The sequence below is a fragment of the Paraburkholderia sp. BL18I3N2 genome, from assembly GCF_003001875.1.
GTDB classification, from domain to species: domain Bacteria; phylum Pseudomonadota; class Gammaproteobacteria; order Burkholderiales; family Burkholderiaceae; genus Paraburkholderia; species Paraburkholderia phytofirmans.
Genome location: NZ_PVNC01000004.1, coordinates 382,273 through 406,381 on the forward strand (window position 1 = coordinate 382,273; position 24,109 = coordinate 406,381).

Consider the following 24,109-nt stretch of genomic DNA (forward strand, 5'->3'; position numbering starts at 1 on the left):
ATGGCATTGCCGCCGTGCCTCCGCGTCCTGCCATCGTAGTCATGCCGGGCGCTGCCGGCGTGGCCGTCGTCGTTTTCGATCGTCCGTTTCCGGAGCCCGAGCGTTGGGCTCACGGCCCGCGTCCGTATCATCAAGCGAGACCCTCAATGAAAGCATCGGACCTGTTCGTCAAATCGCTGGAAGCCGAAGGTGTCGAGTACGTGTTCGGCATTCCCGGTGAAGAAAATCTCGATCTGCTCGAATCGCTGCGCCGCTCGAAAATCCGTCTGATCCTCACGCGTCACGAACAGGCGGCCGGTTTCATGGCCGCCACGTACGGCCGTCTCACCGGCCGCACCGGAGTATGTCTGGCCACCCTCGGGCCGGGCGCGACCAACTTCGTGACCGCCGCGGCGTACGCGCAACTCGGCGGCATGCCGATGCTGATGGTCACCGGGCAAAAGCCGATCAAGTCGAGCAAGCAGGGGCATTTCCAGATTGTCGACGTGGTGCGCATGATGGAGCCGCTCACCAAGTACACGCGGCAGATCGTCTCGATCGCCAATATCCCGGCGATGGTGCGCGAGGCGGTTCGTCAGGCGGAAGAAGAGCGGCCGGGTGCCACGCACCTCGAATTGCCCGAAGACGTCGCGCATGAAGAAGGCGACGGCAAGCCGATTCCGAAGAGCTTCAGCCGCCGTCCCGTCGCCGAGGAAAAAGCCGTGGCGCGCGCGGTCGAGGCGATCACCGGCGCGAAGCATCCGTTATTGATGATCGGCGCGGGCGGCAATCGCAAGACCACCACCAAAATGCTGCGCGAATTCGTCGACCAGATCGGCATTCCGTTCTTCACGACGCAGATGGGCAAGGGCGTGATCGACGAATCGCATCCCATGTGGCTCGGCAATGCGACGCTCTCCGACGGCGACTTCGTGCACCGCGCGATCGATCACGCGGACTGCATCATCAACGTCGGTCACGACGTGATCGAGAAGCCGCCGTTTTTCATGCGCAGCGGCGACGCGGGCGAGAAAACGGTGATTCACGTCAACTTTCTCGGCGCGGAAGTGGATACGGTGTACTTCCCGCAGATCGAAGTGGTCGGCGATATCGCCAACGCGGTGTGGCAACTCAAGGAAAGTCTCAAGGAGCGGCAGGAGCATTGGGACTTCACACGCTTCAAGGAGATCAAGGAGCACTTCGAGGCGCATCTGGCCAAAGGCCAGCACGACGACCGCTTTCCCATGTATCCGGTGCGCGTCGTCAACGACGTGTACGAGACCACGCCGGTGGACGGCATCGTGTGTCTGGACAACGGCATGTACAAGATCTGGTTCGCCCGCTACTACCGCGCGCACGAACCGAATTCGCTGCTGCTCGACAACGCGCTGGCATCGATGGGCGCGGGCTTGCCGTCCGCGATCGCCACCAAGATCGTGCACCCGGACCGCAAGGTCATGGCCGTGTGCGGCGACGGCGGCTTCATGATGAACTCGCAGGAACTGGAAACGGCGGTGCGTCTGAAACTGGATCTGGTGATCCTGATCGTGCGCGACGACGCGTTCGGCATGATCCGCTGGAAGCAGGAAAACATGAACTTCCCGGACTACGGCATGACGCTGCGCAATCCGGATTTCGTCGCGTATGCCGAGAGCTACGGGGCGAAGGGGCATCGCATCGAAACGGCGGCGGAGTTCGCGCCGTTGCTGCGCGAATGTTTCGCGACGCCCGGCGTGCATGTGATCGATCTGCCGATCGACTATTCGGACAACGAGCGCGTGCTGAATCGCGAAATCAAGCGGCTTTCGGCGCAACTGTGAAGGCATCGGAATCAAGGAGACGCGTCATGTTGCAAAAGACTTACCCGTACTACCTGGCTAACGTTGCGGTGGCCGCCAACACCGATCTCGAAGTCACCGATAAATTCAGCGGCGAAGTCGCCACCCGCGTCGCGATGGCCGACGCCGCCGCGATCGACAAAGCGATCGGCCATGCCGTCGACGCCATGCCCGCTTTGCGCGCCTTTCCGCCGTTCAAGCGCCAGGCGGTGCTCGAACATTGCGTGAAACGCTTTCGCGAGCGCTACGACGAACTGGCGCTTGCGCTGTGCATCGAAGCCGGCAAGCCGATCAACGACTCGAAAGGCGAGGTCACGCGCCTGATCGATACGTTCAAGGTGGCGGCGGAGGAATCGGTGCGCATCGACGGCGAGATCGTCAATCTGGAGATCTCGCCGCGCGCCAAGGGCTATCACGGCTATGTGAAGCGTGTGCCGATCGGCCCGTGTTCGTTTATTTCGCCGTTCAATTTCCCGCTGAACCTGACCGCGCACAAGGTCGCGCCGGCTATCGCGGCGGGCGTGCCGTTCGTGTTGAAGCCGGCGAGCCGCACGCCGGTCGGCGCGCTCATCATGGGCGAGATTCTGGCGGAGACCGACCTGCCGAAAGGCGCATTCTCGATTCTGCCCGCGCATCGCGACGGCGCGGATCTGTTTACTACGGACGAGCGCTTCAAATTGCTGTCGTTCACCGGCTCGCCCGCGGTGGGCTGGGATCTGAAGAAGAAAGCGGGCAAGAAGAAGGTGATCCTGGAGTTGGGTGGCAACGCGGCCGCGATTGTGGACGGCGATCAGGGCGAGAAGCTCGACTATGTGGTCGATCGGCTCGCGTTCGGCGCGTTCTATCAATCGGGGCAGAGCTGTATCGGCGTGCAGCGGATTCTGGTCCACACGAAAATCTACGATGCGCTGCGCGAGAAGCTGATCGCGAAAACGAAGTCGCTGGTGATGGGCGATCCGAAAGACGAAAAGACCTTCGTCGGGCCGATGATCTCCGAATCCGAGTCCAAACGCCTCGCCGGCTGGATGGACAGCGCGGTGCAGGCGGGCGCGAAAATCGTCGCGGGCGGCAAGGTAGATGGCGCGATGTTCGAGGCGACGCTGCTCGAAGGCGTAAAACGCGACACGGATCTGTATCGCAAGGAAGCCTTTGGACCGGTGGCGATTCTGGAGCGCTTCGACGATTTCGGCGCGGCGCTCGCGACCGTCAACGACAGCGACTTCGGCCTGCAAGCGGGCGTGTTCACGGATTCTCTCGCGCATGCGCATCGCGCGTGGGACGAACTCGACGTGGGCGGCGTGGTGATCAACGACGTGCCGTCGTTCCGGGTCGACGACATGCCGTATGGCGGCGTGAAGGATTCGGGGCTGGGGCGCGAAGGCGTGCGCTACGCGATCGAGGACATGACCGAGCTGCGCTTGATGGTGATGCGCGAGACGTGGTGAGACGCGCTGTCACGCAACTGTCGTCTTCACGAACTACGCTGCGAGCGAGGCGCGCCGGTGCTTTGCCGCGATTTGCCGGCGGGTGCGCCGCCTGCCGGCACCCGCCTTTCGCGGACGTAAGCAGAAAGCCGGCACGTGCGCCATGAGTGTTTTTGCTGAAGTGCTACAATACCGGCCTTTCCGGCGGGTGTTTCCGCCGGCCGGAGCCGGCCGCAATTTTTCCCGCCGTACCGACAGTACCAACGGGTCCCGTGCGGAACGCCGTGGCTCCGCCTTCATCACAATGCCCTCTGCGGTTCCGACCGCTGCCGCGCGCACGCGCGAAGCGCATTTTTAGCGAAAGCCACCATGTCCGACACAGCCGTCACGCCCAGTACTGCGACTTTTGATCAATTCGGCCTCGCGCCCGACATCCTGAAAGCCGTCAAAGAGTCGGGCTACACCGTCCCCACGCCGATCCAGGAGCAGGCGATCCCTGTCGTGCTGGCCGGCCGTGACATGATGGGCGCCGCGCAAACCGGCACCGGCAAGACCGCGAGCTTCTCCTTGCCGATCATCCAGCGTTTGCTGCCGCAGGCCAGCACGAGCGCTTCGCCCGCCCGCCATCCGGTGCGCGCGCTGATCCTCACGCCGACCCGCGAACTGGCCGACCAGGTCGCCGCGAACGTGCAGGCGTATGCGAAACACACCGCGCTGCGCAGCGCGGTGGTGTTCGGCGGTGTGGATATGAATCCGCAATCCGAGCAACTGCGCCGCGGCGTCGAGATTCTGATCGCCACGCCGGGCCGTCTGCTCGATCACGTGCAACAGAAAACGGCCAATCTCGGCCAAGTGCAGATTCTCGTGCTCGACGAAGCCGACCGGATGCTCGACATGGGCTTCCTGCCGGATCTGCAGCGCATTCTGAACCTGCTGCCGAAAGAGCGTCAGACGCTGCTGTTTTCAGCCACGTTCTCGGGCGAAATCAAGAAGCTGGCCGCCACATATCTGCGCAACCCGCAGACCATCGAAGTCGCGCGCAGCAACTCGACCGCGACCAACGTGACGCAAGTCGTGTACGAAGTCGCGGAGGGCGACAAGACCGGCGCCGTCGTGCAATTGATTCGCGAACGCGGCCTCAAGCAGGTGATCGTGTTCTGCAACAGCAAGATCGGTGCGAGCCGTTTGGCGCGCAGCCTCGAGCGCGACGGCGTGGTTGCGACCGCGATTCACGGCGACCGCACGCAGAATGAGCGGATGCAGGCGCTCGACGCGTTCAAGCGCGGCGAGATCGAAGCGCTGGTGGCGACGGACGTCGCCGCGCGCGGCCTGGACATCGCCGAACTGCCGGCGGTGATCAACTTCGACCTGCCGTTCAACGCGGAAGACTACGTACACCGGATCGGCCGCACCGGCCGCGCGGGTGCTTCGGGCGATGCGTTGTCGCTGTGCAGCCCGAACGAGCGCAAGCAGCTGGCCGACATCGAGAAGCTGATCAAGCGTCCGCTGGACGTGCAGCGCCTGACGGTGGAAGCGCCGGTGCGGCATCATCATGAAGAACGCGCGCCGCGTCGCGAGCGTAGCAGCGAGGGTCGTGAGGACCGTGGCAGCCGTCGCCGTACGGGTGCGTCGTCGTCGGGTTCGTACGACCGGCCGCATCATCATCGCGCGCAGCCCGTGGATGATTTTTTCCTGAAGCCTTATGAGCCGTCGCCTTCTTCGGTTCGCAAGATCGAGGAAGCTGCTGCTTCGGCCGCGCCGCAAAAACCGGCGTCCAAGCAGCCGCTGGCAGCGCTGCTGGGCGGGTTTGGGATGCCGCGGAAGTCGTCCTCGTCTACCTGATTTGTAGTTTGCTGGCGCGGCTCGGTTTATCTCAGGGGACCGGGTTCGGCCGCAAGCGGGGCGCCCCCTGAAGCGCAGCAAGATTCGGGGCGCTTCGAAAATTCATGCCGCACGTTATCGCACCACGTACCACACCCCACGCCGGCTGCCGCAGCCAGTCTGCGCAATGCACGCCGCGCCCGCCGAGATCATTTTCAAACGCGAATCGCGCTCACGCTGCTGGCAACCCCATCCGTTTTGCCCATGCCGCCGTGGCGGCAGCATAAAAGCCGTTTAGCGTCGTATGGGCCGCAGCGTTTTCCAGATCGAGCCCGAGATGCCGTGCCGCCGCGCTCAGCGCTTCGAGCGGCTTCTCGCTGTCCAGTGCCGTGGCTCCGTTCTGCTTGCTGAGTTTTTCACCCTCTTCATTCGTGACGACGGGCACATGCAGATATTCAGGTGTCGGCACGCCCAGGCAGCGCTGCAAATAGATCTGCCGTGCCGTTGAGTCCATCAAATCCGCGCCGCGCACGATGTGCGTGATGCCCGCGTCCGCGTCGTCGACGACCACGGCCAGTTGATACGCCCATTGGTCGTCCGCGCGCTTCAGTACGAAGTCGCCGACCTCGGTGGCCAGATTCTGCGTCTGTTTGCCTTGCCAGCGGTCTTCGAACGTGATGACCGCACTGTCGCCGTCGGGCACGCGCAGGCGCCATGCGCGTGCCGGTTTGCCGTGCAGGCCATCGCGACAGGTGCCCGGATAGGCGAGGGTCGTATTGCGCGTGTGCGCGTTGAGCAGCGAGTCGGCGATTTCCTTGCGCGTGCAGCCGCACGGATAGATCACGCCGTTCGCTTTCAATTGCTCCAGCGCTTCCTGATAGCGCGCCATCCGCGCGCTTTGCCACACAGGCGGTTCGTCCGCGTGCATGCCGAAGCGTTCGAGCGTGGCGAGGATGTCTTCGGCGGCGCCCGGCACGGTGCGCGGGCCGTCGATGTCTTCAACGCGAACGAGCCATGCGCCGCGATGCGCACGCGCGTCCAGCCAGCTTGCGAGCGCGCTGACCAGCGAACCGAAGTGCAATGGCCCGGTGGGTGAGGGCGCGAAGCGTCCGCGGTAGGTCATGGCCGAGTGGTGGCGTGGTGCGCCGCCACCATCACGCGGCGCGCGCCGCCTTGCTGTCCGGATGGCATTCCGGACACGTCTTGCCGGCTACGTACAGAGGCGATTCTTGCGCTTCTGGCGGAACCACCGCGCGGCAGCCGAAGCATTGCGTGGTCTTGCTAGGCTCGAGTTGCGGATTGAGCGCGGTGCGGTAGTCGAATACGAAGCAGTCGCCGTGATAGTGCGCGCCGCCTACTTCCTCGAAGTATTTCAGAATGCCGCCTTCGAGCTGATACACGTTCTCGATGCCGACTTCCTTCATGTGGATCGCGGCCTTCTCGCAGCGAATCCCGCCCGTGCAGAACGACACCACCGTCTTGCCTTCCAGGTCGGCGCGATTCTGCTCGATCACCTCGGGAAACTCGCTGAATTTCGTAATGCGGTAGTCGAGCGCATTGTCGAACGTGCCGACGTCGACTTCGAACGCGTTGCGCGTGTCGAGCATCACGACCGGGCGGCCCTGGTCGTCGTGACCGCGGTCCAGCCAGTGTTTCAGCGTAGGCGCGTCGACGAACGGCGCGCGGCCGAGCTCCGGCCGGATGGCCGGCTTTTTCATCGTGATGATCTCGCGCTTGAGCTTGACCAGCATGCGGGTGAACGGCTGCTTGTCCGACAGACTTTCCTTGAACTGCAGATTGGCGAACTTGCCTTCGAACAGCGTGTCGTGGCGGATGTAGTGGATGAAGGCGTCGGTGTTTTCGCGCGTGCCGGCGACGAACAGATTGATGCCTTCCGGCGCGAGCAGAATGGTGCCCTTCAGGCCAAGCGCGTTGCAACGTTCCGTGACGAACGGGCGCCATGCGGCGGTGTCTTCGATAGTCGCGAAATGATACGAAGAGAGATTGACGATACTCATGAGTGTCCAGCAGTAAGAAGTGACGGCCTTGCGGAAAACGGGGGCGCATTGGGCTGCCCGCCTTCAAACGCCATACGGCGCGGTCACGTCGAATAGAGCGAAACCCGTATTATCCCTCAACCCGGCGCTTCCCCGGACTCGGCCGAATGGCCAACGGGTTGCGGTAGCGCAAATCGTTCGTCAACTTGCTGTCGATTCGCTCTGCGCGATCGTCCGTTCGCGTGCTTGGCAGGCGTAGAAGCGCCTGTGCGCGCGGCTTGCGCAATTGTGTCTTAAGCCGATCGGCCAACGCGCGGTTTCGGCCTGAAAAGTCCGGACGGGTGGCGTTACAATGTCGCCCATGTCAGATCCCCGCTTCGTTCACCTCCGCGTTCACTCCGAATTCTCGATTGCCGACGGCATCGTGCGTCTTGACGACATCGTCAAGGCTGCGGCCAAAGACGGTCAGGGCGCGCTCGCCCTCACCGATCTCGGCAACGCCTTCGGCCTCGTCCGTTTCTACAAGGAAGCCCGCGGCAAAGGGGTCAAACCCATTGCCGGCTGCGACGTCTGGATCACCAATCCGGACGACCGCGACAAGCCTTCCCGTTTGCTGCTGCTCGTCAAAGACCGGCGCGGCTATCTGAATCTGTGCGAACTGCTCAGCAAGGCATCGCTCACCAATCAGTACCGAGGTCGCGCGGAGGTCGAAGCCGGCTGGCTCGAATCTGGTCTCGGCGAAGGCTTGCTCGCATTGTCAGGGGCGCAGCAGGGCGACGTCGGCCTCGCGCTTGCGGCGGGTAATGAGGAAGCGGCCAAACGCAACGCGTTGCGCTGGGCGAAGGTGTTCCCGGGCGGCTTCTATATCGAGTTGCAGCGCAGCGGCCAGCCGGGCGGCGAGCAGTACGTGCAGCAGGCGGTCGCGCTCGCGGCGTCGCTGAAATTGCCGGTGGTCGCCACGCATCCCATGCAGTTCATGACGCCGGACGACTTCACCGCGCACGAAGCGCGCGTGTGCATTTCCGAAGGCGACATTCTGGCCAATCCGCGCCGTTCGAAGCGCTTTACGTCCGAGCAGTACTTCCGCACTCAGGAAGAGATGGCGGCGCTGTTCGCGGACATTCCGTCGGCGCTCGCCAACTCGGTTGAAATCGCCAAGCGTTGCAACCTCACGCTCGAACTCGGCAAGCCCAAGCTGCCGCTGTTCCCCACGCCCGACGGCATGTCGCTCGACGACTACCTCGTGCAGCTGTCGAAAGAGGGGCTCGAAAAGCGTCTCGAACAGTTATATCCAGACGCCGCTGAGCGGGAAGCGCAACGCGAAACGTATTACGCGCGCCTCGAATTCGAGTGCGGCACGATCATCAAGATGGGCTTTCCCGGCTACTTCCTGATCGTGGCGGACTTTATCAACTGGGCGAAGAACAACGGTGTGCCGGTCGGTCCGGGCCGGGGTTCGGGCGCGGGTTCGCTGGTCGCGTACGCGCTCGGCGTGACCGACCTCGACCCGCTGCGCTATAACCTGCTGTTCGAACGTTTCCTGAATCCGGAGCGGGTGTCCATGCCCGACTTCGACATCGACTTCTGCCAGCACGGTCGCGATCGCGTGATCCAGTACGTGAAGGAAAAGTACGGTGCGGACGCGGTGTCGCAGATCGCCACCTTCGGCACGATGGCGGCGAAGGCGGCGGTGCGCGACATCGGCCGGGTGCTCGACCTCGGCTACATGTTCACGGACGGCATCGCCAAGCTGATTCCGTTCAAACCAGGCAAGCACGTCACGATTGCCGACGCGATGAAAGAGGAGCCGCTCCTGCAGGAGCGCTTCGACAACGAAGACGAAGTGCATCAGCTGCTCGAACTCGCGCAGCGGGTGGAAGGGCTGACGCGTAACGTCGGCATGCACGCGGGCGGCGTGCTGATCGCGCCAGGCAAGCTGACCGATTTCTGCCCGCTGTATACGCAGGGCGATGAAAGCGGCGTTGTGAGCCAGTACGACAAGGACGACGTCGAAGCCGTCGGCCTCGTGAAGTTCGACTTTTTGGGTCTGACCACGCTGACGATTCTCGACTGGGCCGAGCGCTATATCCGCCGCCTCGATCCGTCGAAGCAGGACTGGTCGCTCGGGCAGGTGCCGCTCGACGACCCGGCGTCGTTCTCGATCCTGAAGAAAGCGAATACGGTCGCCGTGTTCCAGCTGGAAAGCCGCGGCATGCAAGGCATGCTGAAAGACGCGCAGCCCGACCGCTTCGAGGACATCATCGCGCTGGTCGCGCTGTATCGTCCGGGCCCGATGGACCTGATCCCGAGCTTCTGCGCGCGTAAGCACGGCCGTGAAGTGGTCGAGTATCCGGATCCGCGTGTCGAATCTGTTCTGAAAGAGACCTACGGCATCATGGTCTACCAGGAGCAGGTCATGCAGATGGCGCAGATCATCGGCGGCTATTCGCTGGGCGGCGCCGACTTGTTGCGCCGCGCGATGGGTAAGAAGAAGGCCGAGGAAATGGCCGAGCATCGCGAGCTGTTCCGCCAGGGCGCCGCGAAGAACGGTCTGACCGCCGAAAAAGCGGACGAAATCTTCGACTTGATGGAGAAGTTCGCGGGCTACGGCTTCAACAAGTCGCACGCGGCGGCGTATGCGCTGCTCGCGTACTACACCGCGTGGCTGAAGGCGCACCATCCGGCGGAATTCATGGCGGCGAATATGTCGCTCGCCATGGACGACACGGACAAGGTCAAAATCCTGTTCGAAGACTGCCTCGCGAACAAGATGGCGGTGCTGCCGCCTGACGTGAATTTGTCCGCGTACCGCTTCGAACCGGTTGCCGAGCCTGACGGCAAGCGTTCGAAAACGATCCGCTACGGCCTCGGTGCCATCAAGGGCAGCGGCCAGAACGCGATCGAGGAAATCCTGCGCGCGCGCGAAGAAGGTCCGTTCATCGACATCTTCGATTTCTGCAATCGGGTCGATCGCCGCATCGTCAATCGCCGCACGGTCGAAGCTTTGATCCGCGCCGGCGCGTTCGACACCTTGCATGCGAATCGCGCGCAACTGATCGCTTCGGTCTCACTCGCCATGGAAGCCGCCGAGCAGGCGAGCGCCAACGCGTTGCAGGCGGGTCTGTTCGACATGGGCGACGCGCCCTCGCAAGGACATGAACTGGTCGACGAATCGGAGTGGCCGGAAAAGAAAAAGCTGCAGGAAGAGAAGGCCGCGCTCGGCTTCTACCTGTCGGGCCATCTGTTCGACGCCTACAAGAACGAAGTGCGCCGCTTCGTGCGTCAGAAGATCGGCGAACTGAAGGAAGGGCGCGACAAGCTGGTCGCGGGTGTCATCGCATCGCTGCGCACGCAGATGACCCAGCGTGGCAAGATGCTGATCGCGCTGCTCGACGACGGCACCGGCCAATGCGAAGTCACGGTGTTCAACGAGACGTTCGAAGCGCACAAGCAGCTGTTCAAGGAAGACGAACTGCTGGTCGTCCAGGGCCAGGCGCGTAACGATGCGTTCACGGGCGGCATCCGCTTCACTGTCGACACGGTCATGGACCTCGGCCGTGCGCGCTGCCGTTACGCGGAAGCGGTCAAAGTGCAGATGAACGGCAATGCGGACGCGCTGGCGTTGCGTCGCGTGCTCGAAGCGCACAGCGCGGGCAAGGACGAACCGCAAGCAGTCGCGGCACCGGCGGCTTCATCGCGAGGTGGAAATGGCGGGGGCAACGGCGGCGGCCGTAATGGCGGCGGTTATGGCGGAGGTGGCCAGCGTCAGGCGGTACAGATCCCGAACGGGCTTGCCGTGCAGGTGGTCTATCGCAGCCAGAATGCGGAAGGCGAAATGCGTCTGGGCGACGCATGGCGCGTGAAGCCGACCGACGAACTGCTCGCAGCGCTGCGCGGTGAGTTCGCGGGAAGTTCGATCGAGATCGTCTATTGACCGGCCAGGAGGCCTGCGCGGCTTACGTCCCAAGACCTACCGCCGCGCCTTCTCGTCCAGTCGCGCCAGCTTCAAAAACCGGTAGTACACCGTCTCCGCATTGAACATCGCGATCATGAAACCGGCGCGGCCGTCCAGAAAACCACGCCGCAACAAGTAGGTCCGCACGAACGCCCACGCACCGCGCCCAAGCGCCTTGCCGAAGCTGCCGCGCTGACCCGCCGCATGACGTTGCTGGGCGCCCGCTGTCGAATACGCGTCGAGTTTGCGCAACACGCCTTCGAAGTCCTCGTAGGAGTAATGCATCAGCTTGCCGGTGAGTCGCTGCGCCGGCGTATCGAACACCAGCCGCTCGTGCACCAGGTCGTCGGAGAATCGCGCGGCGCCGCGTTTGAAGAGGCGCGGAATCCAGTCCGGATACCAGCCGCTGTGATGAATCCAGTGGCCGCAAAAGCTCGACAAACGGTCTACCGCGTAGACCTCCGCGGTGGGAGTCGTAATCGCGGTGCGAATCGCGGAGGCCAGTTCCGGCGAGACGATTTCATCGGCGTCGATCGAAAGTATCCAACTCGTGCTGAGCGCGTCGACCGCGCGATTCTTTTGCGGCCCAAAGCCCGGCCAATCGGTCTGTTCGATTACGCGAGCGCCGTGCGCGCGGGCGATCTCGGCGGTGCCGTCGGTGCTGCCGCCGTCGATCACGACGATCTGATCGGCGAAGGCCACGGCTTGCAGGCATTCAGCCAGCCGCGCCGCCGCGTTTTTAGTGATGATGGCGACGCCGAGGGTGGTTTCTTGCATACGTGAGTAGCGTGAGGGCGGAGTGACGGAGCGAAGCGCGCAGGCAAGCCGCGCGAAACGAGCCGCATCGGGAGTATACACAGCCGGCTTCCAACCGCCGACGCTCACCCCCAAGCGTTTACAATGCTCCTTTTCGATATTCCGCCCGGCCGGCATTCCGTCCGCTGCGCGGCAGCCGTTCCGCCTTCTCAGAGGATTCCTTGAGCGCGAAGCCAACGTTAAGCAAACCCATCGGCTCAGGCGAGGCGTCGTCGGCCGCCGTCGTCTTTAAACGGCTTTGGCCGTATATCCAGCCGCTGATCTGGGTTCTCCTCGGCGCAATCGTCGCAATGGCCGTCAGCGCCGCCACCGACGCGGCGATCCCCGCCTTGCTCAAGCCTCTGCTGGACAAGGGCTTCGGCGCGCACGCCAACGACAAGACCAAGTGGTTCGTGCCGGCCGCGGTGATCGGCCTCGCCCTGGTTCGCAGCCTGTCGCAATACGCGTCCGGTTATCTGCTCGCGTACGTCACGAACAAGATCCTGCTCGACCTGCGCCTGAAGATGTTCAGCCGCATGATTCACACGAGCGTCGCGTTCTTCCAGCGCGAAACCGCGAGTACGGTCATCAATGCGATCGTCTTCGAGGTGAACCAGATTCTCAACGTGCTGCTGAGCGTGCTGGTCACGCTGGTGCGCGATTCGCTCACGGTGGTCTTCCTGCTCGGCTATCTGTTCTATCTGAACTGGCGTCTGACGCTGATCGTCGCGGTGCTGCTGCCGGCCATCGGCTGGCTGGTCGGCAAGATCAACCGCCGCTTGCGCCGTCTGAACCGCGAGCATCAACTGCTCACCAACGAGCTTTCGTACATCGTCGAAGAATCCGTGGGCGGCTATAAGGTCGTCAAGGTGCACAACGGCGAGCAGTACGAGATGGACCGCTTCGAGTCGATGAGCAAGCGTCTGCGCGGCTACGCCATGCGCATGACCGTGTCCGGCGGCCTCGCGCAGCCGTTGACGCAGTTCCTCGCGTCGATTGCGCTCGCCGTCGTGATTACGATCGCGGTGGTGCAGTCGTCGTCGGATCAGACCACGGTCGGCGGTTTCGTCGCCTTCGTCACGTCGATGCTGCTGATCATCTCGCCGCTCAAGCATCTGATGGACGTGAACCAGCCGCTGCAACGCGGCATGACGGCGTGCGAACTGATCTTCGGTCTGATCGACGAACCGTCCGAGCCGGCAGGCGGCGGCAAGCCGCTCGAGCGCGCGCGCGGCGAAGTGGAATTCCGCGGCGTCTCGTTCAACTACAGCGCCAACGCCACGCACAACCGCCACACGCTCGACCAGGTGTCGTTCAAGGTGGCGCCGGGCGAAATGGTCGCGCTCGCGGGCCCGTCGGGCAGCGGCAAGACCACGCTGGTGAATCTGCTGCCGCGCTTTTTCGATCCGACCGCCGGCCAGATTCTGGTCGACGGCGTGGCGATCCCCGAATACGATCTGCACGCGCTGCGCAGCCAGATCGCGATGGTGAGCCAGGACGTCGTGCTGTTCAACGACACGGTCGCCAATAACGTCGCCTACGGCCAGACCGCCGACCCCGAGAAGGTCAAGGCGGCGCTGCGCGCGGCCAACCTGTGGGACACCGTCGAGGCGATGCCGAAAGGCATCGACACATTGGTCGGCGACAACGGCTTGATGCTCTCGGGCGGCCAGCGGCAGCGTCTGGCGATCGCGCGCGCGATCTACAAGGACGCGCCGATCCTGATCCTCGACGAGGCGACCTCGGCGCTGGATTCAGAGTCCGAGCGCCACGTGCAGGCCGCGCTGGAAACCTTGATGAAGGGCCGCACGACACTCGTCATCGCGCATCGCCTGTCGACCATCGAGCGCGCTAATCGGATCCTCGTCATGGAAGCGGGGCGGATCGTCGAGAGCGGCAGCCATCGGGAATTGCTGGCGAAAGACGGGCTGTACGCGCACCTGCACCGCATCCAGTTCCAGCAGACCGCGGCCTGAAGCGCACGACACGTCGATCCGCGATTCGGGTTTCCATTCACGCGGTCCGTCAGCCGGACCGCGCATGACTTCCCCCTTAATATTTGACGAGGCGCAGGCGCGCGCTGTCTGAATGAAGAAACTTGGACTCTCCAGTAACGCCCTGCGGCACAGCGGCGGGCTCGAGCGCTACGCCATGGATCTGGTGCGTGGCTTCGCTGCGCTCGGCGTCGAGCCGGCTTTCTTCGCGCGCCGTTTCGACGCGTCGTTGCCCGAATTCAAGCTGGTCGAGCCGCACCGTATCAACGTCTCGTTCCTGCCGGGCAAGCTGCGCGATCGCTGGTTTTCGTGGCGCTTGCGGGCGGCGCGGCGCACGGCGCAGGTCGATGTGCTGATCGGCTGCAACCGTGTCGATTCGTCGGAGTTGGCGATTTGCGGCGGCACGCATCTCGGCTTCTTACAGGCCACGGGCCGCGAGCGGAAGCGCTCGGACGATTGGCAGATCGCGCTGGAGCGCCGCCAGTACGAGCGCTCGAAAGTCGTGGTGGCGCATTCACAGTTGATGCACGACGAACTGCGCGAACTATACGACGTCGACGAAGCGAAGATCCGCGTGCTGTATCCCCCCGTCGATGCCACACGCTTCGCGCCGACCGACGCCGCCACACGCGCCGCCTTACGCCATAAATATGGTTTCGCCGACAACGAAATCGTCCTGCTGTTTCCGTCTAGCAGCCATGAGCGCAAGGGCTTGCCGCTCATCGAAGCCGCGCTGCGTGACACGTCGCTGCCCGTGGTGGTGGCCGTGGCGGGGCGGCCGCCCGCTCACACATCCGAACGGCTGCGCTACATCGGCTATGTGAAAGAGCTCGCGGAGTGCTATCAGGCCGCGGACTTCACGATCCTCGCATCGACGTATGAGCCGTTCGGCCTGGTCGGCATCGAATCGGTGATGTGCGGCACGCCGGTTATTTTTCCGTCGAGCATCGGCTGCTGCGACGCGATCGCGCCGCACGCGAAGTTCGTTTTCGCGCCGCACGACCTCGCCGACCTGCGCGCCACCCTCGAGCGGGCGGTGCGCGCGCATCGCGATGGCACGCGTCGCGCGCCGTCCGAACTTGCCCGCGACGCGGTGTTTTACGACGCAAGCGTGGCCGCTCACGCAAGCGCGCTGTTGACGCTGGCGCGGCAGATCGACGCCGCGCGCTAGGAGCCGCCGCAGGGTTGCCGAGTAAGGCGCGGGCGGCCCTGCTGGCGCGGTTTTGCGTCGTTCGGCGGCAGGGCCACATGTTATAATTTTGCGCTATCAATGCTCGAACTCAATTCGAGCCGAACACCCCATTTATTTCATCGAGCTTTCCATGCCGGCCTGGACAGGCGGCGGGCGAGAGGCGCCGCGTCCGAGTTGCGCCAGCCCGCTGTGACGGGGCCGTCGCCGCTGCACTGGAGGCCTTCGGGAAGAATACCGCTGGAGATTGTGCATGGCGAACGCGACCTCACGCCGGGTATCGGCGTACAGCAAGATCGCGGCGGGAACCCACGCGCCGATGAGCCTATGAGTCGGCTTGCCGGGCGTCTTCGTATTTTTGCGCGGGCCATCCCGCAACTGCTGATCAAGCCATTGCGCCGCGAGCCACGGCACCCGCGCCGTATCCTGATTGCGCATCATCTATTGCTGGGCGACACGCTGCTGCTCACGCCGTTGCTCGCCAAACTGCGCGAGCAATACCCCCAGGCGCAGATCGTTCTTGCCTGTCCGAAGGCGATCGTGCCGCTGTATGCCGGCCGGCCTTTCGACGTCACGGCCTTGCCGTTCGATCCGCGTGATTCGAAGTCCGTGCGAAACGTTTTGCTTTCCGGACCTTACGACCTCGGCATGGTGCTCGGCGACAATCGTCACAGCTGGCTAGCGTTGGGCGCGGGCTGCCGCTGGATCGTCGGGCACTCGGGCGATCGGCCGGCCTGGAAAAACTGGCCACTCAACCGCAGCCTGCCGTATCCCGACACGGCGGCGGCCTGGGCCGACCTCGCCACCGAGCTGATCGACGGGCCGCCGCCGCGCGCTTATCGCCCGGCCGACTGGAGCGCTCCGCAGTACGCGGCGTTGCCCGAGGCCTCGCTGCTGACAAAGCCTTACGTCGTGCTGCATCCGGGCGCGAGCACGAGCGTCAAACGTTGGCCCAACGCGCGCTGGCGCGAGCTTGCGCAACGCGTCGAAGCACTCGGCTATCTGCCGGTATGGACCGGCGGTCCGGGCGAAGCGGAACTGATTCGCGCGATCGACCCGGACCCGCATCATCCGAACCTGGCGGCGCGGCTCGGTCTCGGCGAGTTATGGCATCTGTTTGCCGGCGCGCAAGCCGTGGTTTGTCCCGATACCGGCGTCGCGCATCTGGGGCGTCTGATTGGGGTGCCCACCCTCGCGCTGTTCGGGCCGGGCAACGCGCTGATTCACGGCGCGGGCCGCTATTGGCGCGAGGTGCCCTTCGTGCCGATTACGATCGCCGACATGCCGTGCCGCGATCAGCCTTTTATTTTCCGCCGGGAGGTAGCATGGGTGCGACGCTGTGATCGCAACGAGACGACCTGCGTCGCGTGGCGCGGCGACCATGCCGACTGTATGGGCCGGCTGTCGGTCGAGTCGGTATACAACGCATTGCAAAATGTTCTGGTGAAAGTGTAATGACTCACACGGCTGCGCGAGTGGAGCGCGTGTTCTGGGTTGCCTGTCCGGTCATTCTGTTCGTGGTCATGTTCGGCCACATGACGGCGATCGTCTTCAACGCGCTCGCCCTGATGGCGCTCGGCGTGGCGGCGGCGGCCTGGTCGCCGGAGCGGCCCCCGCTGTGGCGCTGGCCACTGGCGCTGCCCATCGCGGGCTGGGCCGGCTGGAGCCTCGCCTCGGTCGCGTGGTCCATGTATCCGATGATCAGTCTGCACGCGTGGTGCGACGAAGTGCTCTATCCGCTGGTGTCGTTCTGGGGCTTCTGGCTATTCGGCACGCAGCTGCGGCGGCCCGAGCCCGTGGTGGCCGCCAACTGGATCGCCTGCCTGGCGGTCGCCGTGATCAGCGCGCTCAACTGGGGGCATTTGCAGCCGCCCACCGCCAACACCTTCCCCATGCATTTCTATCACCGCGTCGGCCACACGAGCACGCTCGCGGTATTTGCCATGACGCTGTTCGCGGGCTTCATGCTGCGGCCGCGTTGGCGCGTGATCGGCGCGAGCGGTATCGTGCTGTGCCTCTTCATTGGCCTCGCAACGCTCAACCGGTTCTTCTGGCCGGCGGCCGCCGCGACGCTGTTGGTCGCACTATTCCCGCTGTACCGGCGGCGTCTGCCGCTGGCGTTGCTGGTCATCGCCGTGGTGGGCGCGGCCGGCGTCGGCACGCTTGAGCTGAGTTCCCGTCTGCGCACGGCCGCTCTGCCTCCTTCCGTGCAGCAGCCGCACGATCTGGCGATCGAAGGTCATCAGGTCTATGTGCCAGGTTCGCTCTCCGCGATAGGCGACACGGTATCCGCCGACACGCGTCCGAAGCTATGGGCGTTTTATATCCGCGAGGCCGAGCGCCACGCGTGGGTCGGCGTGGGCTTCGGCAAGCCGCTGCCGGGTATCGTCTATCGCAGCGAAATGCCGGCCAGTTTGCTGGCGGTCGAACCGCAGGCACTGACGCATGCGCACAATCTGTTCATCAACACGTGGTTGCAGACGGGATTCGTCGGCGTCGTGCTGCAGACCGTGCTGTTGCTGTGCCTCGTCCTGCGTTTCTGGCGGCTGCGGCATGTCAAGCCCTGGCTGTGCGCTGCGGGCATCGCGCTGGTGGCCGGCATGATCGCGAAAAATTCGACCGACGACTTCATGTGGCAGACCACCATGCTCGCATTCTGGGCTTTTGCGGGCCTGCTGCTAGGCTGCGCGGAACAGGCTCGCGCGCCGGGCGCAGCATCGAGCGGGACTGCACGTGGGCAATCCACGGTTGCGCGCAGTGAACAGCGGCGCGAAGCGCCAACGGCGGAGTTGGGCGAATAACCGAGATGACAAACGTGAATCCTCACTCTACTGAAGCTGACCGTACCCCGCTGCGCATCCTGTTTCATATCAACGATTTCGGCAAAGGCGGCACCGAGACCGCGTTGCTCTCCTGGCTGAAGACGCTCGACCGGCGCCAGTTCGCGCCGAGCCTGTCGGTGGCGTATCCGACCGACGACCTGACGTTCTGGCGCGCACAGTCGATTCCCGAAGACGTTCCCGTCCACGTACTCGCCTCGTCGAAATGGATGTACGCGCTGCATCAGGCGGCGCGCCGGCGCAAGCTGGGCACAGGCGAGAAGTTATTGCACAAGCTGTTGACCTACGGCGCGATCCGGCCGCTGCTGGCGCTGCGTATGCGGCATGTGGTCAAGCAACACGATCTGGTCTGCGATTTCGATTTTTCGCTGCGCCATATGGCGGGCAGTTGCAATGTGCCCTGGTTCGGCGTGAACCATTTCAGCCTCGCGGCACGGCTTGGCAGCAAGAGCGCGCGATACATCGCGCGGCGTGTGAGGCATTACGCGCGTTATTCGGCGATCACCGTGCTGATCCCCGCCATGCTGCACGAGGCGCGGGAACTCTTTTCGACAACCGGCGTGGACATGGACATTGTCGAGTTGCCGAATGTGATCGACGTCGACGCGCTGCGCTCCGCGGCGCGCGCGGAGATCAAACGCCCAGCTGAGTCATTCATCGTTTCCGTGGCGCGTCTGGACGAAGGTCAGAAGGACCACAAGACCTTGTTGCGAGCTTACGCCCAGTTGCGCGAGCGCGGACGCTGCGAGGCGGCGCTCGTCCTGATCGGCGACGGGCGCGACCGAGGCGAGTTGGAGCAACTCGCTGACCAACTGGGGATCGGCGCATCGGTGCAGTTTCTTGGCTTCTGTGCGAACCCGCTGCCCTATATCCGGCAGGCAGAAATGCTCGTCCTGAGCAGCCGCTACGAGGGTTGCGCCGTGGTGCTCGGCGAGGCGATGGCGCTCGGCACGCCGGTGCTGTCGACGGATTGCCCGACCGGTCCGCGAGACATGCTGGAAGGTGGCAAGGCCGGCCTGCTGGTGCCGGTCGGCGACGTGGACGCCATGGCGCTCGCCATGGAACGCCTGCTGACGGACACCGAACTGCGCCGCAGCGTCGCGCAAGCCGCGCTGCAAAAGGTCGAGACCTTCACGCCTCCGCGCGCCAATCAGCGGATGCTGGAACTGGCGTTGCGCCTGCTGGCGAAGCAGGGCTCGCCGTCGGGCGTGCTCGAGCCTCGCTGAAGCGCAAGCCCAGGGTTCACACGCCGCCGGTCACCAGCGGCAACACCGTCAAGTCTGGATGCGTGCCGTCCACGATGCTGCGGCCCACATGCACGGCTTCATAGACGGCTTCGTCCTCGCCCGCGAAGCTCTCTTCGCCGTCGGGATGAAACGGCACCGCCCGGCCGGGAATGGCCGGGTCCGCGCCCGGATGACAAACGTAGCCAATATACGTGTAGCGCTGATTCGCCGCGGTCGGCGTATGCCCTTCGCTCCGTGGGTTCTTCAGAAACGGCGCTACGTGAATCTCGAATCCCTCGTATTCCACCATCTGCCAGGCTGCGGTTTGATCGGCCATGGCCGCCTCCGTCTCGTCACGTGCTTGTCAAAAAGTCTAGGTGATTTCAACGTGAAGCGCGCTCAAAACGGCTACGGCTAAACCACTACGGCTTGATGGCGCCGACTTGCTTGAGCAGCGCCAGGTTGTCTTCGAGGTGCCAGTTTTCGACGATGCGGCCGTCTTTCACGCGATACAGATCGAAGGCCTGGAAGTCGACGGTCTGGCCGCTGCCTTTGAGGTCCTGGAATTGCCCGGTGAAATGGCCATGGAAATGCAGATGAACCGAGGCGCGATCGCCGGCTACCACGAGGTCGTCGATTTCCGCGTGCAGGTCGGGCACCGCCGCGCGAAAACCCTTCGACGCCTGCAGCGGACCGTCTGGACCCTGCGGGCGTCCATCCGGCAAGGTGCGGTCGATGAAGGCGGGCGACAGTGCGAGCTTCGCGTAGGCTTCGTCGCCGGTGTTCCAGAAGGCGGCGTAGCAGCGGGCGGTCCGCACGACTTCGGCGCTTTCCGCCGAGTTCGACGCGACAGCGACGTGGTGCGGCACGGGCAGGTCGGCGTCGCTTGCGGCGTGGGCGTTCAAGGCGCCGGCGAGGCTCGCGGCGACCAGCATATGACGGGTGATCCGGGAGAGAGAAGAGGTGGACATGGCGCGCTCCAGACAAAGGGTTGAGGTGGATGAAGCGCATTCTCCAGCGTAAGACCGCATTTGATAATCGGTTTGTCGGCTAAAGGATTTTCGGGTTTTATTTGAAAATGACGACCGCGCCGCGAACGCTCGGGCGACGAAGTAACAGAGTCCTTCCAGCCGCCCGCGCGACGTCTGTCGTCAGATAGAATGGTGCGCTTTGCCCGTACACGACACTGCCCATGTGGTTCAAAAACCTTCAGCTTCACCGTCTTCCCGCTCCGTGGTCCGTCACCCCGGAACAGATGCAGAAGTGGCTCGCGCCGCACGCGTTCGCGCCCGGCAATAGCGTCGAGATGCAAAGCCATGGCTGGGCATCGCCGCGTGATAACGACTCGCTGGTGTACTCGCTCAATGGCCAGATGTTGCTGGTGTTTCGCGCCGAAAAGAAACTGCTGCCGGCCTCGGTCGTCACGCAGGTGACCAAGGAACGCGCGCTCGAGCTCGAGGATCAGCAGGGCTTCAAACCCGGCCGTAAGCAGATGCGCGAACTCAAGGAACAGGTCACCGACGAACTGTTGCCGCGCGCTTTCAGCATTCGCCGCGACACGCGCGTGTGGATCGATTGCAAGAACGGCTGGCTCGTGATCGACGCGGCTTCGCAAGCGGTCGCCGATGAAGTGCGCGGCCTGCTGGTCAAGTCGATCGATCAATTGCCGCTCGGCACGGTGCGCGTCACGCACTCGCCGGTCGCGGCCATGACCGAATGGCTGCTCTCAGGCGAGGGCCCCGCCGGCTTCACACTCGACCAGGACACCGAGTTGCGCTCGCCCACCGAAGGCAACGCCACAGTGCGCTATGTCGGACATACTTTGGATGCCGAAGATATGCGCCGTCATATCGAAGCCGGCAAGCAATGCATGCGGCTTGCGATGACGTGGAACGATCGCGTGTCGTTCGTGCTGACGCCTTCGCTGACGATCAAGCGTATCGCGCCGCTCGACGTGCTGAAGGAAGCCAGCGATCCCACCGCGCAAAACGACGACGAACGCTTCGACTCCGACGTCACGCTGATGACCGCCGAACTCGACCGCATGCTGAGCGATCTGCTCGATGCGTTGGGTGGCGAGCAGGGCGGCGAAGCCATGCCGCAAGCCAAGGCGGCGTAAGCAGCTTCTGGTTTTATGTTCGTTGCAGGCCGGCGCGTGAAAGTCATTTCCGCGCCGGCCTTTTTCATGGCCGTACGATCTAAGCACGAAAGCGCATCGGCGTGAGCGGCACAAAGATACTCGAGCGAGGCGTGGTGAATGTGCGCTGTCGCTTCGTGGGTCACGCCGGAGCCTCGCATGCCCGCACCGCGAAACTGGTTAAGATGGCGCTCAGCAGAACGCATCTGTCACGGAGGACTTGCAATGGTTCGTCTGGTCATGATTCTGTTGGGCGTCGATTATCTGCGCACGCGCTGGCGCTCGTTGCGGATTGTCGGTTGCATCAGTTTTCTGCTCGGTGTCTTCGTATTCATCGACGCGCTCGATAGCGCGCTCTATTTTCCCATCACCCCGTTCGTCTCGTTGCTGCTGCTCGAAGGCCTTGCCACGCTGGCCGTCGCCTGGACCGGCATGGGCGGGCAGCGCACGCTGCGCTATGTGAAGGGCATCGCGTTCACCACCGCGGCGGCGCTGATTCTGATCGGCCACGAGCACGGCAATTTCATTCTGTCGATGATCTTCGGCACGCTCTTTTTCGCCGATGGCCTCTTGCAGATCGTCGCGGCGAAAGTGGTCCGCTTTCGCACATGGCGGCTTGCGATGATCGGCGGCGCCGTCGAAATCGCGCTGGCGATTTTCTTCTATCAACCCTATCCGACGCACTACGTGGGCACGGTGCCGTACTGTGTCGGACTCGGCCTGATCTTTGGCGGATGGAACATGATCCTGCTGAGCGCTCGAGTGCGGCGGCTCGCGTCGAACCCCGCGGTCGCCACGGGCGATTCCGCGGCGGACGCCGGCATTGCCGCCGCGAGCGCGCTGGCCGCGAGCCGTGTGATTGCGCACGAGTGGGACGGCCCGCCCGCCGCCGACGAAGCCGCGTTGACCGTGCATGTGTGGACGCCGGTCGGCTCTGCCAAGGGCGAAGCGCGCCGGCAATTGATCGTGGACCGCTATATCGCGGCGGTGGATCGCAACGGCGTGATATCGACCGGGCATGCCGCGCTCGAATCGCCCGAGGGCGTCTATATCAGCCTGTATCCGGGCGTCGAGATCGATCGTTCGCCGGACGATTTCGCGCGGCTTCTGCGTGCCACGCGCGAGAACGACGTGCCGGGGCTATTCCAGCCCGATTACCCGACTGAATCGAAGGCGTGGTGTCCGTCGACGGTTCAGGTGCGCATCCGCAACTACGATCCGGTCCGCCTGGGCCGCTTCTGGGAAACATATCGACAGAACACGACCTACAACCTCACGCATCGCAACTGTTCGAGCAGTGTCTCGCGCGCATTGGAAGCGGCGATCGAAGGCGCCTCGTCGCGCGTGTGGGGCAATCTCGGCGGCTGGCAGCCGTTTCTGCGCGTGATCTCTACGCCGGAACTGTGGGTCGCCGCGCAAGTGCGCAAGCGCGCCGCGACGATGGCATGGACACCCGGCCTCACGCTCGACTACGCGCGAGCGCTGAGCATGCTGGCCGACCCGCGGCCTTCGGGCTGGGCCAAGATGGCGCGGCTCGCGGTGCGCAGAATGGTTCGCTCGCGTCAGCAATGGCGGGAAGAGGCCCGTCACGCGCACGTTGCCGACGACGCGGCGCGCGGCACGGTGCGCGAATGACGTGCGCCAGGTACGCGTGCTGCCCAACTTAGACGTTGCGGTAGAAATGGCAACCGCATCAACGGGTTGCAGTTTTTGCCGAACAGTTATGCACAGATTTTTGAACAGATTCTGTTGATAACTCCGAACGCGCGACGCCGCAGTCAAATGAGTGTCTTCAACCAATATGGCGGGTGTATGCTCAACCCGTCAGTTTCTGTTTGAGAGCACTCGACCACACCGCAACCCGGCCGTGGCTCATTGAGGATTAAAACCGCGCTGCGCGCTTTTTGCCCGCTGTGGCCGCGGCTTCTTTACAAGCGTGAACGCGATGGACAGGATGAACCCGGCAGCATCCATCTGGCGGCCGGATGAATGAGCCGCAGCGTTTCACGGTGCGCCACGTCAGCGTCTACCGTTACTCGGAACCCGTGCGCTTCGGCGAACATCGCATGATGTTCCGGCCGCGCGCGAGCCACGATTTGCGTCTTGTCACCAACAAGCTGGTGATCACGCCCGTGCCGTCGCGGCTGCATTGGCTGCACGACGTGTTCGACAACTCGGTGGCGGTCGCGAGTTTCGCGGACAAGGCGAGCGAATTGCGCTTCGACAGCGAAGTGACACTCGAACACTTCGAAGCGCCGATGCCCGATTACGCGCTCGAACCGTATGCGGTGAACTGGCCGTTCGCCTACACCAACGAGGAAGCTTCCGATCTCGTGAACGCGCGCAGCCGTCAGTATCCGGACAGCGACGTGGACGAATGGGCGCGCCGTTTCGCGCCGGCCGCGGGTGTCGCTGCGAAGAGCGCTGCAGGCAGCAAACGCGGCGCCGCGAGCAGTGGCACGATGGCGCTCCTGCGCGCCATGACGCTCGAAATCAAGAGCACGTTTTTCTATGTGCGGCGCACGGAAAAAGGCGTGAACCGTCCCGGCGACACGTTGCGCAGCCGCAGCGGCAGTTGCCGCGATTTTGCCGTGCTGATGATGGACGCGGTGCGCTCGCTCGGCCTCGCGGCGCGCTTCGTGAGCGGCTACATATTCGTGCCCGAGCACGACGCGACGCAAGGCGGCGGCGCGACGCACGCGTGGTTGCAGATCTATTTGCCGGGCGCCGGCTGGGTCGATTTCGATCCGACCAATAGCATCGTCGGCAATCGCCATCTGATTCGCGTGGCGGTGGCGTGGAACGCCGATCAGGCGCTGCCCTTGTGGGGCACATGGCATGGCGCGCCGCATTCGTTTCGCGGTTTGCAGGTGGACGTGAGCGTGACCGAAGGCGAATGACGGCGAAGCAAGGC

The 24,109-nt window shown here is 63.8% G+C and carries 17 protein-coding genes; 12 read left to right on the plus strand and 5 right to left on the minus strand.

Going from position 1 to position 24,109, the window contains the following annotated elements; genetic code table 11:
- The first annotated feature begins 146 nt into the window (after positions 1 to 146).
- The 3 genes from B0G75_RS14875 to B0G75_RS14890 all read left to right on the plus strand — a co-directional run bounded on the left by B0G75_RS14875 (position 147) and on the right by B0G75_RS14890 (position 5,083).
- Positions 147 to 1,799, plus strand: coding sequence for an acetolactate synthase large subunit (locus B0G75_RS14875; protein ID WP_106306572.1), 1,653 nt, complete (start codon positions 147 to 149; stop codon positions 1,797 to 1,799).
- Positions 1,800 to 1,825: 26 nt separating this feature from the next.
- Positions 1,826 to 3,262 carry an aldehyde dehydrogenase family protein gene (locus B0G75_RS14880; protein WP_106306575.1) on the plus strand — a complete coding sequence of 479 codons (1,437 nt, stop codon included), beginning with the start codon at positions 1,826 to 1,828 and terminating at the stop codon, positions 3,260 to 3,262.
- Positions 3,263 to 3,610: 348 nt separating this feature from the next.
- Positions 3,611 to 5,083 carry a DEAD/DEAH box helicase gene (locus tag B0G75_RS14890; RefSeq protein WP_106306578.1) on the plus strand — a complete coding sequence of 491 codons (1,473 nt, stop codon included), beginning with the start codon at positions 3,611 to 3,613 and terminating at the stop codon, positions 5,081 to 5,083.
- Between the two features lie 211 nt (positions 5,084 to 5,294).
- Here the strand turns inward: B0G75_RS14890 and gluQRS are convergent, their stop codons facing one another.
- Both gluQRS and B0G75_RS14900 read right to left on the minus strand, forming a co-directional pair.
- Entirely contained in the window at positions 5,295 to 6,185 is an 891-nt protein-coding gene (gene gluQRS, locus B0G75_RS14895; protein WP_106306581.1) for a tRNA glutamyl-Q(34) synthetase GluQRS, read from the minus strand.
- Positions 6,186 to 6,216: 31 nt separating this feature from the next.
- Entirely contained in the window at positions 6,217 to 7,080 is an 864-nt protein-coding gene (locus tag B0G75_RS14900) for a sulfurtransferase (RefSeq protein ID WP_106306584.1), read from the minus strand.
- A gap of 331 nt (positions 7,081 to 7,411) precedes the next feature.
- Here B0G75_RS14900 and dnaE point away from each other — a divergent pair, with 331 nt between their 5' ends.
- A complete protein-coding gene (gene dnaE / locus B0G75_RS14905; RefSeq protein ID WP_106306587.1) occupies positions 7,412 to 10,993 on the plus strand; it encodes a DNA polymerase III subunit alpha in 3,582 nt (1,193 codons plus the stop codon).
- Between the two features lie 36 nt (positions 10,994 to 11,029).
- Here dnaE and B0G75_RS14910 read toward each other — a convergent pair whose 3' ends face one another.
- Positions 11,030 to 11,791: a glycosyltransferase family 2 protein gene (locus B0G75_RS14910; protein WP_106306590.1), complete on the minus strand. Its 762-nt coding sequence runs from the start codon at positions 11,789 to 11,791 to the stop codon at positions 11,030 to 11,032.
- A 200-nt stretch (positions 11,792 to 11,991) separates the two neighbouring features.
- On the opposite strand from B0G75_RS14910, the gene msbA reads away from it, so the two are divergent.
- From msbA to B0G75_RS14935, 5 genes are all read left to right on the plus strand, one after another.
- Complete coding sequence (msbA, locus tag B0G75_RS14915) at positions 11,992 to 13,785, plus strand: lipid A export permease/ATP-binding protein MsbA (RefSeq protein WP_106306593.1); 1,794 nt, start codon at positions 11,992 to 11,994, stop codon at positions 13,783 to 13,785.
- 112 nt (positions 13,786 to 13,897) lie between these two features.
- Positions 13,898 to 14,974 carry a glycosyltransferase family 4 protein gene (locus tag B0G75_RS14920; RefSeq protein WP_106306596.1) on the plus strand — a complete coding sequence of 359 codons (1,077 nt, stop codon included), beginning with the start codon at positions 13,898 to 13,900 and terminating at the stop codon, positions 14,972 to 14,974.
- A gap of 345 nt (positions 14,975 to 15,319) precedes the next feature.
- Positions 15,320 to 16,447, plus strand: a complete 1,128-nt coding sequence (locus B0G75_RS14925; RefSeq protein ID WP_106306890.1) for a glycosyltransferase family 9 protein — start codon at positions 15,320 to 15,322, stop codon at positions 16,445 to 16,447.
- Complete coding sequence (locus tag B0G75_RS14930; protein ID WP_106306599.1) at positions 16,447 to 17,793, plus strand: O-antigen ligase; 1,347 nt, start codon at positions 16,447 to 16,449, stop codon at positions 17,791 to 17,793. The genes B0G75_RS14925 and B0G75_RS14930 overlap by 1 nt, the downstream gene beginning before the upstream one ends.
- Positions 17,794 to 17,798: 5 nt before the next feature.
- The gene (locus tag B0G75_RS14935) at positions 17,799 to 19,058 is read left to right on the plus strand and encodes a glycosyltransferase (RefSeq protein WP_106306602.1); all 1,260 of its coding nucleotides are present in this window, start codon (positions 17,799 to 17,801) and stop codon (positions 19,056 to 19,058) included.
- 16 nt (positions 19,059 to 19,074) lie between these two features.
- On the opposite strand, the gene B0G75_RS14940 is transcribed toward B0G75_RS14935, so the two are convergent.
- Positions 19,075 to 19,395, minus strand: a complete 321-nt coding sequence (locus tag B0G75_RS14940) for a hypothetical protein (protein ID WP_106306605.1) — start codon at positions 19,393 to 19,395, stop codon at positions 19,075 to 19,077.
- Positions 19,396 to 19,480: 85 nt separating this feature from the next.
- The gene (locus tag B0G75_RS14945) at positions 19,481 to 20,029 is read right to left on the minus strand and encodes an ester cyclase (protein ID WP_106306608.1); all 549 of its coding nucleotides are present in this window, start codon (positions 20,027 to 20,029) and stop codon (positions 19,481 to 19,483) included.
- A gap of 221 nt (positions 20,030 to 20,250) precedes the next feature.
- Here B0G75_RS14945 and B0G75_RS14950 point away from each other — a divergent pair, with 221 nt between their 5' ends.
- The 3 genes from B0G75_RS14950 to B0G75_RS14960 all read left to right on the plus strand — a co-directional run bounded on the left by B0G75_RS14950 (position 20,251) and on the right by B0G75_RS14960 (position 24,095).
- On the plus strand, positions 20,251 to 21,177 hold the full coding sequence (locus B0G75_RS14950; RefSeq protein WP_106306611.1) for a recombination-associated protein RdgC: 927 nt from the start codon (positions 20,251 to 20,253) through the stop codon (positions 21,175 to 21,177).
- 243 nt (positions 21,178 to 21,420) lie between these two features.
- Positions 21,421 to 22,830, plus strand: a complete 1,410-nt coding sequence (locus B0G75_RS14955; RefSeq protein ID WP_106306614.1) for an HdeD family acid-resistance protein — start codon at positions 21,421 to 21,423, stop codon at positions 22,828 to 22,830.
- A 350-nt stretch (positions 22,831 to 23,180) separates the two neighbouring features.
- Complete coding sequence (locus B0G75_RS14960; RefSeq protein WP_106306617.1) at positions 23,181 to 24,095, plus strand: transglutaminase family protein; 915 nt, start codon at positions 23,181 to 23,183, stop codon at positions 24,093 to 24,095.
- Positions 24,096 to 24,109: the final 14 nt, after the last annotated feature.